Annotated in this window: 13 protein-coding genes; 6 read left to right on the forward strand and 7 right to left on the reverse strand. The window is 66.9% G+C overall.

Features of this window, described 5'->3' with window-relative positions; genetic code table 11:
* Window positions 1-70 precede the first annotated feature (70 nt).
* Window positions 71-1,099, forward strand: coding sequence for a DUF1338 domain-containing protein (locus HWX08_RS22045; protein ID WP_069259127.1), 1,029 nt, complete (start codon window positions 71-73; stop codon window positions 1,097-1,099).
* 394 nt (window positions 1,100-1,493) lie between these two features.
* Here HWX08_RS22045 and HWX08_RS22050 read toward each other — a convergent pair whose 3' ends face one another.
* The 3 genes from HWX08_RS22050 to HWX08_RS22060 form a co-directional block, all read right to left on the reverse strand.
* The gene (locus HWX08_RS22050; RefSeq protein ID WP_034205539.1) at window positions 1,494-1,691 is read right to left on the reverse strand and encodes a CsbD family protein; all 198 of its coding nucleotides are present in this window, start codon (window positions 1,689-1,691) and stop codon (window positions 1,494-1,496) included.
* Between the two features lie 56 nt (window positions 1,692-1,747).
* Window positions 1,748-2,098 carry a BON domain-containing protein gene (locus HWX08_RS22055; RefSeq protein ID WP_069259128.1) on the reverse strand — a complete coding sequence of 117 codons (351 nt, stop codon included), beginning with the start codon at window positions 2,096-2,098 and terminating at the stop codon, window positions 1,748-1,750.
* A 64-nt stretch (window positions 2,099-2,162) separates the two neighbouring features.
* Entirely contained in the window at window positions 2,163-2,327 is a 165-nt protein-coding gene (locus tag HWX08_RS22060; protein ID WP_167375392.1) for a hypothetical protein, read from the reverse strand.
* 400 nt (window positions 2,328-2,727) lie between these two features.
* On the opposite strand from HWX08_RS22060, the gene HWX08_RS22065 reads away from it, so the two are divergent.
* From HWX08_RS22065 to HWX08_RS22080, 4 genes are all read left to right on the forward strand, one after another.
* Complete coding sequence (locus HWX08_RS22065) at window positions 2,728-4,260, forward strand: helix-turn-helix transcriptional regulator (protein WP_174921566.1); 1,533 nt, start codon at window positions 2,728-2,730, stop codon at window positions 4,258-4,260.
* A 143-nt stretch (window positions 4,261-4,403) separates the two neighbouring features.
* Window positions 4,404-4,595, forward strand: a complete 192-nt coding sequence (locus HWX08_RS22070) for a CsbD family protein (protein WP_107311134.1) — start codon at window positions 4,404-4,406, stop codon at window positions 4,593-4,595.
* A gap of 418 nt (window positions 4,596-5,013) precedes the next feature.
* Window positions 5,014-6,165 carry a branched-chain amino acid ABC transporter substrate-binding protein gene (locus HWX08_RS22075; protein ID WP_174921567.1) on the forward strand — a complete coding sequence of 384 codons (1,152 nt, stop codon included), beginning with the start codon at window positions 5,014-5,016 and terminating at the stop codon, window positions 6,163-6,165.
* 194 nt (window positions 6,166-6,359) lie between these two features.
* Window positions 6,360-7,532 carry an NAD(P)/FAD-dependent oxidoreductase gene (locus HWX08_RS22080; RefSeq protein ID WP_174921568.1) on the forward strand — a complete coding sequence of 391 codons (1,173 nt, stop codon included), beginning with the start codon at window positions 6,360-6,362 and terminating at the stop codon, window positions 7,530-7,532.
* A gap of 108 nt (window positions 7,533-7,640) precedes the next feature.
* On the opposite strand, the gene HWX08_RS22085 is transcribed toward HWX08_RS22080, so the two are convergent.
* Complete coding sequence (locus tag HWX08_RS22085) at window positions 7,641-8,822, reverse strand: serine hydrolase domain-containing protein (RefSeq protein ID WP_069259133.1); 1,182 nt, start codon at window positions 8,820-8,822, stop codon at window positions 7,641-7,643.
* 326 nt (window positions 8,823-9,148) lie between these two features.
* On the opposite strand from HWX08_RS22085, the gene HWX08_RS22090 reads away from it, so the two are divergent.
* Entirely contained in the window at window positions 9,149-10,276 is a 1,128-nt protein-coding gene (locus tag HWX08_RS22090; RefSeq protein ID WP_107311138.1) for an aminotransferase class V-fold PLP-dependent enzyme, read from the forward strand.
* 273 nt (window positions 10,277-10,549) lie between these two features.
* Here HWX08_RS22090 and HWX08_RS22095 read toward each other — a convergent pair whose 3' ends face one another.
* From HWX08_RS22095 to HWX08_RS22105, 3 genes are all read right to left on the reverse strand, one after another.
* Window positions 10,550-10,933, reverse strand: a complete 384-nt coding sequence (locus tag HWX08_RS22095) for an ATP-dependent protease (protein WP_069259135.1) — start codon at window positions 10,931-10,933, stop codon at window positions 10,550-10,552.
* Window positions 10,934-10,974: 41 nt separating this feature from the next.
* Window positions 10,975-11,211, reverse strand: a complete 237-nt coding sequence (locus tag HWX08_RS22100; RefSeq protein ID WP_174921569.1) for a hypothetical protein — start codon at window positions 11,209-11,211, stop codon at window positions 10,975-10,977.
* 272 nt (window positions 11,212-11,483) lie between these two features.
* Complete coding sequence (locus HWX08_RS22105; RefSeq protein WP_107311142.1) at window positions 11,484-12,455, reverse strand: LysR substrate-binding domain-containing protein; 972 nt, start codon at window positions 12,453-12,455, stop codon at window positions 11,484-11,486.
* Between the last annotated feature and the right edge of the window lie 36 nt (window positions 12,456-12,491).

A 12,491-nucleotide genomic window follows, 5' to 3' on the forward strand; every position in this document is an offset into this window, starting at 1 on the left:
GCGCCCGCGGGGCGGCCGGCCGACGAGTTGCCGGCACGATTGCCGGCGGTCCCCCGAGACGAGAATCCTGATGCGCAATCCGAATATCGAGAGCTTGCTGACGAAGCTGCTGGGACAGGCGAAGACCGACGCCCTGTTCTCGACCCTGAACATGCCGGCCATCCTCGAAGAATGGGAAGACGGTGTCGTGACGCGTGCGGAAATCGCGCAGGCGATGAACATGGCGCTGTTCGAAGGGCTGCTCGAACGTTCGGCGAACGGCCGCGCGTACACGGCGGAGACGATCGAAAGCGGCGGCTCGGTGTATTTCGATCACGGCGCGCTGCGCACGGTGCGCTGGCCGCACACGGGCGCGCTGCCGCCGGGCGAGGCGGCGTTCACGCGCATCCTGCGTCCGCTCGGCTTTCGGCTGAACGGCCGCTATCCGCTCGACAAGCTCGGCATGACGGGCCGCGCGTATGCGCACGAAGACGCCCCCGACGAAATCGCGCAGTTCTTCGTCAGCGAGCTGCATCCGGAGCGCTTCTCGAAGGAATTCCAGCAGGCCGTGACGAACGTCGTGAGCACGTCGCGCGATCCGCTGTCGCCGGCGGCCGTCGCGCTGCTGTGGGAAGTCGAGCGCGAAGGCTGGCTGTCGCTGGAAGCCGCGCACGCGCTGCTGCCGGAGATCGTCGGCGCGTTCGCGCGCCAGCACGATCTGCCGCACGAACTCGACTACGAAACGCTGCTGATGGAATCGGCGGAAATGGCGTGGATCGCGACCGAAGGCAACGCGTTCAACCATGCGACCGACCGCGTCGCCGACGTGTTCAAGCTGTCCGACGACGAGAAGGCGAAGGGCCGGCCGATGAAGCCGGAGGTCGAACGCTCGCGCTCGGGCCGCGTGTTCCAGACCGCGTATCGCGCGGATACCGTCGAGCGCGAATTCCGCACGCGCGACGGCGGCACGGTGAAGCGCAACGTGCCGGGTTCGTTCTACGAGTTCATCACGCGCAAGCGCACGTTCGACCAGGCGGCGCGCCGCTGGGTGACCGACCTGCGTTTCGATGCGGGCAACGCGCAGGGTATCTTCAAGATGACGGCGAACGCGGCGAAGTAACGCCGGGCGCAGCGCCGTCGCCGGCATTCGCCGGCTGCTGCCGATGGAAACGACCGATCGGGCAGCGCGCGACAGCGTGCTGCCCGATTGCGTTTGGCCGTCGCCGGCAGTCGCGTAGTCGGAAGAGTGGATGTCCTGCAGGAGTGGCGTGGGTGTGGCCGATGGCGTGCATGCGTCGAGGCAGTCGCCATGGCATGCGGAGGAATGCGGGCGGCGCGCCGGGCGCCAGCCGCCGGCCGCCGCGCCGTCAGAAGATGTGCGTGATCAGGTAGAACAGCACCAGCAGCCCGACCGGCACGCCGAGCAGCCAGGCGATCAGGTATTTGCCCATGTCGTTGTCCTGGTGGCCGCGACGCCGGAGGCGCCGCGGCGGGTTGCGTCAATTGCGATCGCGTTACAGCTCGCGGTCGAATTCCTTCAACTGCTTTTCCGCTTCATCGCGGGCGATCCCGTACCGCTCCTGGATCTTGCCGGCCAGATAGTCGCGATTGCCTTCCGCGACCGCGAGATCGTCGTCGGTCAGCTTGCCCCACTTGGCCTTCAGCTTGCCGGTGAGTTGCTTCCACTGGCCCTTGATCTTGTCTTCGTTCATCGTGTCTTCCTTGTCATGCAGGGATAAAAGGCGCGGCGGCATGCCGCGCCGGAACGTCAGGCCTTCGCCTTCAGGCCGGATGCGTCGACGTGCTTCACGCCCTTGATCGAGCGCGTGACCGCGATGGCCTTCTTCACGGCGGTCTTGGTCGGCAGCACGCCCGTGAGCGTGACGACGCCGTCGACCGTCTTCACGCTGATGTCGGTGCTCTTCACGCCCTCGGTGGTGGCGAGTTCACCCTTCACCTTGGTCGTGATCCACGTGTCGGTGACGGGCTGGTTCGATTCGTTCGTCATGCCGCTGTCGGTCGACGAGGCCTGGGCCTGCGCGTTCGTCAGCGGTGCGGCGGAAAGCAGGAAGGCCGCGCTGACGGCCAGCAGTGTCGAAAGGTGCGAGGTCTTGTTCATTGATGTTCTCCTTCGATTGGCTTGGTGAATGGGTCGAGTCGTGGAGCACGAAACGTGCCGCGTGCTACCGGGCGATCGGCGTGTCGTAGCCGGGCTCGCGCGGCGGCATGTCCGGGCGCGGCACGTCGGGCGGCACGGGCACCGGCGGATCGGTGCCGGGCGCCGGTTCGGGCGGGTTGTCCGGGGCCGGTTCGGGTCGCGTCGGATCGGGTGTCTGATGCAGCTTCATCCGGAGTCCTCCTCTGCGGGATGAAAGGGCAGCGCATGAGCGCCGATGCAGTACCAGCGTACCGGGGCGAACGCGAGCGGACATCGCGCAAATTCACCGGATCGGCTAGTGCGTTTGCACGGGGAAAGGCGCGCAGGCACGGGAACGGGAAATGCATCACGACCCGGGCAATGCGGGACGGCCGGCGCACAGCCCGTGCCGTGCCATTCGGCGAGGAAACGCACGATTCAGGTGGGGCGTGCGAATGTACTATGGCGGCTAGTGCATTCGCGCCTGTTGCGCCGCGGCGGGCGACGGGATCATCGCCGCACGCGCCCGCCGGCGTGTATCGGTGCGAAAAAGCAATGTAAAAAAGGGACAACCGGGCCGGCCTCCTGCTGACCATAGGGACAACCATTCGATGAACGAACAGGTAAACGAACAGGTGCTGAAGTCGCATACCGACCGGCGCCAGTTGCATCAGATCATCGCGGGGCTCACCGAGGGCGTGATCCTGATCGAGCCCGACCAGCGGATCGTCTGGGCGAACGAGGCCGCGCTCGCGATGCACGGCGTGACCGAGCTGAGCGCGCTCGGCGCGACCGTCACCGATTACCGCGAGCGCTTCCGGCTGCGCTACCGGAACAACCATCCGGTGCGCGACGGCCACTATCCGATGGATCGCGTGATCGCGGGCGAGGAGTTCAGCGACGTGACGGTCGAAGTCGAATCGGCGGCGGATGAAACCGTGAGCTGGGTTCACCGCATCCGCAGCCTCGTGCTGACGAACGCGGCCGGCGAGCCCGACTGCCTCGCGCTCGTGCTGCACGACGCGACCGAATGGGCGAGCGCCGAGGAGCGCTTCGAGCGCACCTTCAACGCGAACCCGGCGCCGGCCGTGATCTGCCGGCTCGACGACCTGCGCTACGTGAAGGTCAACCAGGGCTTTCTGGACATGACCGGCTACGAGCGCGACGACGTGCTCGGCCGCTCGGTATACGAAGTCGACGTGCTCGAACAGGCCGAGCGGCGCGAGCTCGCGATCGAGCGGCTCGCCGAAGGCGCGACGATTCCGCAGATGGAGGCCGTGCTGAAACGCGCGGACGGCAGCACGAAGGCGGTGGTCGTCGCCGGGCAGCCGATCGACATGAACGGCGAGGCGTGCATGCTGTTCACGTTCATGGATCTCGAGCCGCGCAAGCAGGCCGAGCGCGCGCTGCAACAGAGCGAGGAGCGCTTCGCGACGGCGTTCCGGATGGCGCCGGTCGCCACCGCGATCGTCACGGCCGAGCGCTTCGAACTGCTCGACGTGAACGACGCGTTCGCCGCGATGACGGGCCATGCGCAGGCCGAGCTGCTCGGCAAATCCGCGGACGAGATCGGGCTGTGGGCCGAACGCGGCGCGTGGCAGCGCATCGAAGGCCGGCTCGCGCGCGACGGCAACGTGCGCAACGCCGACGTGCAGATCCGCACGCGCGAAGGCGACGTGCGCGATTGCGTCGTGTCGGCCGACCCGGTCGCACTTCACGGGCGCGACTGCCTGCTCGTCGCGCTGCTCGACATCAGCGATCGCAAGCGCACGGAGATGGAACTCGTCTACGCGATCGAGACGGCGATGCAGGATGCATCGTGGTTCAGCCGCACGCTGATCGAGAAGCTCGCGAACGTGCGACGCGCGAATGCGCCGGACGCAGGCGCGCAACTGTCGGATCTGACCGCGCGCGAGCGCGACGTGTTCGACCTGCTGTGCCACGGTCTCGCGGACAAGGAGATCGCCGGGCGCCTCGGGCTCGCGCCGAACACCGTGCGCAATCACGTCGCGACGATCTACGCGAAGCTCGACGTGCACAGCCGCGGCGAGGCGATCGTCTGGGCGCGCGAACGCGGGATCGTCGGCGCGGCCGATGCGAACGGCGCGCGCGGCGAGAAGGGCGCAGAGAAAGGCAAGGACTGACGCCGCCGGTACGAATGCACCATGTGCGCTGGTGCATTCGCATCTACCGCGCGCGGCGCATGCTTGCGAACCTGTCCACTCGGCGGTGCGACGCGGAAGAACGTTGCGCCGCCGGCTCTCCCCAACCATCGCAGGAGACGACCATGGACAGGAATCGCATCGAAGGCAGGCTCAAGCAGGTCAAGGGTTCGGTCAAGGAAGCGCTCGGCAAGGTGACGGGCGACCGCCGGACGGAAGCGGACGGCGTCGCCGAACAGCAGGCCGGCAAGCTGCAGGAGAAGGCCGGCGAAGCGGCCGACGCGGTGCGCGAGCACAAGGGCACCGATCGGCACTGACCGATGACACGGCGCCGCGCGCGTCGCGATGGCCGGCCGGGCCGTCGTCGCCACGATGATGCGCCGCCGGCATGACCGCGGCCGGCCTTGATGGCCGGCCGTCGGCGCGGCTTCCGTTGGAGGCCGCCCACCCGCGGCTCACCGTCGCGTGGGCCGCGCGGCGGTCGCGAATGCGGAACTTGATGATAAATCCTCACAACATAGTTCCGATATTTCGTTTGCTGCACGGGTATTGGCTACCCACAATCCGTTCACCTCTTTCGCGATGAAAGGCTCTCCGGAGACGGAGCCGCGGCGATCGACCGGCCGGCCGTAATGCGCATCACGCACCGGCGGCGGACGAGCAGACCGGCACGCGGGAGGTCGCCGACGCGCGGCAGTCGCGCGTTGCATCCCGGCCCCCAGAACAAGGATTGTCATGACGTTCCGCATTCGTTCGCTTTCCGGCGTCGCCCTGACCGCCGCGATCCTCGCGCTCCACACGGGCGCCGCTCATGCGCAGGAAACGGTGGTCAAGGTCGGCGTGGCCGGCCCGCTGACGGGCGGCGGCGCCGCCTACGGCAAGGACATCGAGAACGGCGTGCGGATGGCCGTCGACGAAGCGAATGCCGCGCATACGACGGTGGGCGGCAAGCCCGTGAAGTTCGTCGTCGCATCGCAGGACGACCAGAGCGATCCGCGCACCGGCGTGCAGGCCGCGCAGCAGCTCGCGGATGCGCAGGTGGCCGTCGTGATCGGTCATTTCAATTCGGGCACGACGCTGCCCGCGTCGAAGATCTACGCGAAGGCCGGCATTCCGATGATCACGCCGTCGGCGACGAACCCCGACATCACGCGCGCCGGGCTCGGCACCGTGTACCGCGTGATCGCGACCGACACGCAGAACGCGGGCAACGCAGGCGCCTATGCGGCGAGCGTGACGAAGGCGAAGCGCATCGCGATCATCGACGACCGCACCGCGTTCGGCCAGGGCGAAGCCGACGAATTCGAGAAGGCCGTGAAGGCGAACGGCGGCACGATCGTCGCGCGCGAGTTCACGAACGACAAGGCAGTGGACTTCAGCGCGCAGCTCACGAAGATCAAGAGCACGAATGCCGATCTCGTGTTCTTCGGCGGCCTCGACGCGCAGGCCGCGATGCTCGTGAAGCGCATGCGCCAGCTCGGCATCCGCGCGCAGTTCCTCGCGGGCGGCGGCGTGATGAACGCGAACTTCATCAGGCTCGCCGGCAATGCGGCGGAAGGGGCGTCCGTGTGGGAATACGGGCAGCCGCTGTCGCGGCTCGCGAAGGGCAAGCAGTTCGAAACGAAATTCCGGCAGAAGTACGGCGTCGACATGCTCGCGTACGCGCCGTTCGCGTACGACGCGACGTGGATCGCGATCCAGGCGATGCAGAAGGCGAACTCGACGAAGCCGGCCGATTTCAACGGCGCGCTGAAGGGCACGCGCTACGACGGCATCACGGGCACGATCGCGTTCACGAACACGGGCGACCTGAAGAACCCGAGCTCGACGCTGTATGAAGTGAAGAACGCCGCGTGGCAGCCCGTCACGACGCAATCGGCGGACTGAAACACAACCCGCGCGCGGACTTTCGCGGTGTTGCTGGACGTGCTGAAATGCCATGGGCGATCGGTTCCGATCGCGGCGCACGCCGGTGTGGCAGCCGCACGAAGCCGCCCGCGCGACGCCGCGCGCGACGCGGCACGAACAACCCAAGGGCGCGGCCGGCCGGCCGCGCCCGACCTGTGCAACTGGAGTCAGTCGTGAGTTCTCAAGTCGTCATCGTCGGCGGTGGTGTGATCGGCAGCTCGATCGCCTATTTCCTGCGCGCCACCGATCCTACGGTATCCGTGACCGTGATCGAGCGCGACCCCACCTATGCGCGCTCGTCGTCGGCGTTGTCGGCCGCGTCGATTCGCCAGCAGTTCTCGACGCCGCTGTCGATCGAGATGTCGCTGTTCGGCATCGACTTCCTGCGCACCATCGGCGAACGGCTCGAAGTGGACGGCCACCAGCCGTCGATCGACCTGCACGAAGGCGGCTACCTGTTCCTCGCGACGCCGGCCGGCGACGCGACGCTGCGCGAGAACCACGCGCTGCAGACGCGCCTCGGCGCCGATATCCGGCTGATGGATCGCGATGCGTTGCGCGCGAAGTTCCCGTGGCTGAACGTCGACGATCTCGTATCGGGCGCGTATGGCGTGAGCGGCGAAGGCTGGTTCGACGGCTACGGGCTCGTGCAGGCGCTGCGCAAGAAGGCGCAGGCGCTCGGGGCGCGTTATGTGGCGGCCGATGTGAAGTCGGTTGCGCGCGACGGACGGAAGATCGCGCATGTCGTCACGGGCGACGGCGAGCGCTATGCGTGCGACACGCTGGTCAACGCGGCCGGTGCGTGGACGCGCACGCTGTCGTCGATGATGGGCATCGACATTCCCGTCTATGCGCGGCGCCGCAGCATCTTCAACGTGTCGTCGCCGGCGAAGCTCACCGATTGCCCGCTGCTGATCGACCCGACCGGCGTGTATTTCCGGCCCGAAGGGCGCACGTATATCTGCGGGACGTCGCCGAGCCCGGACCGCGACCCGGACGACCTGCCGCTCGACGAAGTCGACCACGACCTGTTCGACGAGGTGATCTGGCCGACGCTCGCGAATCGCGTGCCCGAGTTCGAGGCGCTGCGCGTGGAGAACTGCTGGTCCGGGTACTACGAGTACAACGTGTTCGACCACAACGCGATCATCGGGTATCACCCGGAACTCGACAACGTCGTGTTCGCCAATGGCTACAGCGGCCACGGGCTGCAGCAAGGGCCGGCGACCGGGCGCGGCGTCAGCGAACTCATTCTGGGCGGGCGTTACGACACGCTCGACCTGTCGACGCTCGGCTGGGCGCGGGTGCTGGAAAACCGGCCGATCGTCGAAAAGAACGTCGTGTAGCGCGGCGTGACCGCCCGATAGTGGGGTGGGCGGGATTCTCCTTGTGTCTCAAACCCGTTGGCCCGACATGTGTCGGGCCTTTTTTTGCTGTGCGTGCCGTTGCGCGTGTCAGCCTGCGCCGTAGATCGCGTCGCGCAGATCGAGCGTGTACTGGCCGTTCATTCCTTCGTAGAGCGTGTTCGACAGCGACACGACGGTGAGCCCGCGGGCGCGGTCGACGAACCACGAATGGCCATAGACGCCGCCCCAGCGCCAGGTGCCGACGGACTCCGGCGACGCGGCCGCTTGCGGGTCGCGCAACACGGAAAACCCGATCCCGAAACCCGCGCCGGGCAGGTCGGGCAACTCGAGGTTGCCCGTGTGGATGCGCGCCATCTCGTCGACCAGGTCGGCCGGCAGCAGCGTGCCGCCGCCCGCCCGTAGCGTGTCGAGCACGTTCAGCACGTCGCCGGCGGTGCCGACCATCCCGGCGCCGCCCGACGCGAACGCTTCCGGGTTCAGCGCGCGCGACGGCGAGAACGTCACGCCGACGGTGCCTTCGTAGATGGGTACGGTTTCGCCCTCGGCGAGCCGGTGCGGCTGCGGCGTGTCATTGACGTAGGGCGTCGCGAGCCGCGCGGCGTCGCGTGCGACGAATCCCGTGTCGCGAGTACCGAGCGGGCGCAGCACCAGCGCATCGATTGCGTCGGCGAGCGGCAGCCCGCTGACGGCCTCGATGACCGCGCCGACGACGTCGATCGAGAGCGAGTAGTCCCAGCCGGTTCCGGGCGTGAACTGCAACGGCACGCTCGCGATCCTGCGCACGTTTTCGGCGAGGGTGATCGATGCGCTATCCAGCCCGTCGGAGACACCCGCACGGGCATACGCGCACGTTGCGTCGGCTTCCGTAAAGCGATAGCCGAGGCCGGCGGTATGCGTGAGCAGATGCCGCACCGTGATCACCGGCACGCTGCCGTCATGCAGTGCCGGACGGAACTCGGGCAGCCAGCGCGTGACGTCGTCGTCGAGCGACAGCTTGTGCTGTGCAATGAGCACCATGGCGGCTGCCGAGACGATCGGCTTCGTCACCGACGCGAGCCTGAACAGCGTGTCCTCCTGCATCGGCGTGCGCGTTTCGCGGTCGGCGAACCCGGCTGCGCGGCGATAGACGAGTTCGCCGTCGCGTGCGATCAGGACGACCGCACCGACGAGGCGTTGCGTTTCGAGTTGGCGGGACAGTACCGCATCGACGCGTTCGGCGAGCGCGGGATCGGTCGACGGCTGCCGGGATGATGCTCGGTTGGGGATCATCGGAGACTCTGTCGTGAAGGGGGGAGCCGACATGGTAGGCGGCACGCGGCGGAAGTGCCATCTTGTCCATACATGGAACAGGGCTTCGACGGCTTCGTGCGCGGCAACGGGCGGCGTGGACGGCCACGCGGCGGGCGATTCAGCCGGGGGCCGCGCGTGGCCGGGCATCCACCGGCCGGCCGACAAAATATGCGCCTAGCGGCGGGCGGCCTTCGTTAGAATCTGCTTTCGTCGAGAAAATAACGCAATTGCATGGGTGCAGGGCGGTATCGCATGACGGACGCCGCTCGCCCGGACCCATCGTTCATCTTTCACCGGAGGCGAGCATGCCAGGTTTACTTCCCGATGTTGACCGCGAGGGGCTCCTCGAATATTCGGTGGTGTACACCGATCGCTCGGTCAACCATATGTCGCAGCGCTTTCAGGGCGTCATGCGCGACATCTCCGCCACGCTGAAAAAAGTCTACAACGCGAAGTCGGTCGTGATCGTCCCCGGCAGCGGGACGTTCGGCATGGAAGCCGTCGCGCGGCAGTTCGCGACGAACAGGAAGTGCCTGGTCATCCGCAACGGCTGGTTCAGCTTCCGCTGGTCGCAGATCTTCGACATGGGCAGCATTCCGTCCGAAACGACGGTGCTGAAGGCGCGCCCGGTCGAAGCGGGACGGCAGGCCGCGTATGCGCCGGCCCCGATCGACGAAGTGGTCGCCGCGATCAACGAACACAAGCCGGATCTGGTGTTTGCGCCGCACGTCGAAACCGCGTCCGGGATGATGCTGCCCGATGCGTATCTGCGCGCGGTAGCCGATGCCGTGCATGCCGTCGGCGGCATGTTCGTGCTGGACTGCATCGCGTCCGGCACGGTGTGGGTCGACATGCAGGCGAGTGGCGTCGACATCCTGATCAGCGCGCCGCAGAAGGGCTGGAGCGCGTCGCCGTGCTGCGCGATGGTCATGCTGAGCGCGTTGGCCCGCGAACGCATCGATGCGACGACGAGCACGAGCTTCGCGTGCGATCTGCGCAAGTGGCTGCAGATCATGGAAGCTTACGAGGGCGGCGGGTTCGCCTATCACGCGACGATGCCGACCGACAGCCTCACCACGCTGCGTGACGTGATGAAGGAAACCGAGGCTTACGGCTTCGACAAGGTGAAGGCGGAGCAGCTCGAACTCGGCAAGCGCATTCGTGCGTTGCTGGCGGACAAGGGGTTTCGGAGTGTGGCGGCGGAGGGGTTCGAGGCGCCGGGTGTCGTGGTCAGTTATACGGACGACGACGGGATTCGCACCGGGAAGAAATTCGCGGACGTCGGCTTGCAGATCGCGGCCGGGGTGCCGCTGCAATGCGACGAGCCGGAGGATTTCAAGACCTTCCGTCTCGGGCTGTTCGGGCTCGACAAGCTGCATGACGTCGACGGGGCGGTGGCGCGGTTCGCGGATGCGCTGGAGCGGATCGTTTAAGCCGGCTTTCGGATCTGGCGAGGTCGTGGGTGGTGGACGGGGTACGTTCGCGGCCGGCCGCCTCGCCGGCGTGGTTGTCTCGTTCGATGTGCGGGCATGAGTTCACGAAGCGGATTCGATGTACCCATGCGCAGCGAGATAGTACGCCGAAGGCGTTCGGTGTGATCCGCGTGTCGGGCGGGGTGCTTGTTGCGCGGCGCGGGCGCACCACGTGACCGACCTTGCTCCAGCCCCGCCCCCGGCGTGACTCCAGACGCCCTCGGCAAGCAACGGTCAGAGATCCCCGCGCACTTCACCGGTTCCCAGCGCGCTTCGCTGCCGGTTGACTTCCGCCCAGAGCGCATCGCTGTCGTCGTTGCGCAGCACGATCATCCAGTCCAGTTGTTCGTCGGTCACGTCGAAGTATTCCCGGATTTCCCGGCGAACCTCGTCGACGAACTGCGCGTATTCCGGAGTTGCCTGGGCCCGCGCGTGCAACGCGTCGTATTCGGCATCGTCCGCGCCGCCGCCGTGCTCGTCGATATAGCGCGAGATCCACTTGTCCAGTTCGTGGTCGTAATCGGCCTCAGCGCGCATTGCCTGCACGGCCGTCTCGAAATCCAGTTGCGCAAACGCGGCGATCGCCGCCGTTGTCGCCTCGTCGAAGGTCGTCGTCATTCCATCTCTCGTGTGGGTCGTTGCATCTCATCGCCAGCGGGTCAGGCGGCTCCGGCGATACGTTTTCCGGAAGCGATGCGCTGCTGCGTTCCCACGAAATCCTTGCGCAACGGCGCATGGGAAAAGGTCTCGTGGACGGCGGTGATTTCGGCGACATGATATCGGAACCCGATCCCGGCATCGCTGACGAAGGGCGCAACCTGCGGGGGATGCCGTTCACGCATGATGGCAGCGGCCATCATCCGGGTGTCGACCCAGGCGGTGTCGCTGAACGACACGCGGAGCCGAGCCGCTACATGCGCTCATGGACGATGTGCCGCCCGTTGGCCGCACACAACCGCAAACGACCCTTCGTTATATGAAGTAATAGCTGTAATTTGGCCTGAAATCTTCTATCCGTCGACTGGGGCTAGACTGGTCTCGCCTTGATACCCCCCCAAGGTGTTGTGTGTTCTCCGCTTGGCCCGCGCTTTCCGGTGCGGGCCAATTTTTCGCGCGGGCGCCGCGGGCGGCCGAAGCGCAGTTCGACCCAAGCCCGCCTCACCACCCGCTACCGCTGCGCATCCCCATAAGTCTCCCTGCACACCTCGCGCAGCGCGTCGACGAGCAGATCCCGCGCCGGCGCGCGCGAATCGGCGGTGCGGGTAAACAGCGCGATGGGCGGCAGCGTCCACACCAGCGAATAAGGGACGATCGCGACGCCCGCGATCCGCACCAGTTCTTCCGCGATATCGGCGGGCACGATCGATACGGCTTCGTCGCTCGACGCGATCATTTCGCCGATCAGCTTCGACGAGTAACTCTCGACGACCGGAACGGGCGGCGCGATGCCGGCCGACAGGAACAGGTCGGTCACCTGTTCGCGCATCGGCGTATGCGGCGCGCCGAGAATCCAGTCGAGCGCGTGCAGCTTGTGCCAGTCGAGCGCGGTGCGGGCCAGTTTCGCGGCGAGGCGCCGGCTCGCGATCATGCGCGGCTGCTGCTGGTACAGCACTTCGAACGAGACCTGGCCCAGATCGATCGCCGACGACGCCCGCCCGATCACGATGTCGACGCTGTGATCCCGGAGCTGCAACAGCAGCTGGTCGCTGGTGCCTTCGTGAATCGTCGCGGTCAGGCGGCGTTCCATGCGCGCCTGCAGCCGCTTGAGCGCCGCCGACAGCATCTGCCCGGAAATGAACGGAATCACGCCGATGTGCAGGTGGGCCGCATGCCCGGCGGCGACGGCCTCCATCTCGCGGGCGAGGTGGTCGAGATCCTTGATCATCGCCTTCGCCCGTTCGAGCACGACCGCGCCGAGCGCGGTGGGCCGCATCCCGCGCGACGAGCGCTCGAAAAGCGGCGTGCCGAACATGCTCTCCAGCTCGGACAACGCGTTCGTCACCGCCGGCTGGCTGCTGGCCATGTGCTCCGCGACGCGCGTCAGCGACCCGTGCTGCTGGATCTGCAGCAACAGCACCAGGTGCCGCATCTTCAAGCGGGCGCCCAGCCGCCTGACCACGTCGTTCGCATCGAAATTCATTGACTGGTCACGTATGCATCAGGAAAAAGTGATGGG

The organism is Burkholderia metallica (assembly GCF_902832845.1).
Classification (GTDB): Bacteria; Pseudomonadota; Gammaproteobacteria; order Burkholderiales; family Burkholderiaceae; genus Burkholderia; species Burkholderia metallica.

What these genes read in the sequence shown, in the direction of transcription:
- HWX08_RS22060 (WP_167375392.1), bottom strand. Translation starts at nt 2,327, where the DNA reads ATGAAGCTGCATCAGACACCCGATCCGACGCGACCCGAACCGGCCCCG.
- HWX08_RS22050 (WP_034205539.1), bottom strand. Translation starts at nt 1,691, where the DNA reads ATGAACGAAGACAAGATCAAGGGCCAGTGGAAGCAACTCACCGGCAAG.
- HWX08_RS22075 (WP_174921567.1), top strand. Translation starts at nt 5,014, where the DNA reads ATGACGTTCCGCATTCGTTCGCTTTCCGGCGTCGCCCTGACCGCCGCG.
- HWX08_RS22095 (WP_069259135.1), bottom strand. Translation starts at nt 10,933, where the DNA reads ATGACGACGACCTTCGACGAGGCGACAACGGCGGCGATCGCCGCGTTT.
- HWX08_RS22085 (WP_069259133.1), bottom strand. Translation starts at nt 8,822, where the DNA reads ATGATCCCCAACCGAGCATCATCCCGGCAGCCGTCGACCGATCCCGCG.
- HWX08_RS22090 (WP_107311138.1), top strand. Translation starts at nt 9,149, where the DNA reads ATGCCAGGTTTACTTCCCGATGTTGACCGCGAGGGGCTCCTCGAATAT.
- HWX08_RS22105 (WP_107311142.1), bottom strand. Translation starts at nt 12,455, where the DNA reads ATGAATTTCGATGCGAACGACGTGGTCAGGCGGCTGGGCGCCCGCTTG.
- HWX08_RS22055 (WP_069259128.1), bottom strand. Translation starts at nt 2,098, where the DNA reads ATGAACAAGACCTCGCACCTTTCGACACTGCTGGCCGTCAGCGCGGCC.
- HWX08_RS22070 (WP_107311134.1), top strand. Translation starts at nt 4,404, where the DNA reads ATGGACAGGAATCGCATCGAAGGCAGGCTCAAGCAGGTCAAGGGTTCG.
- HWX08_RS22065 (WP_174921566.1), top strand. Translation starts at nt 2,728, where the DNA reads ATGAACGAACAGGTAAACGAACAGGTGCTGAAGTCGCATACCGACCGG.
- HWX08_RS22045 (WP_069259127.1), top strand. Translation starts at nt 71, where the DNA reads ATGCGCAATCCGAATATCGAGAGCTTGCTGACGAAGCTGCTGGGACAG.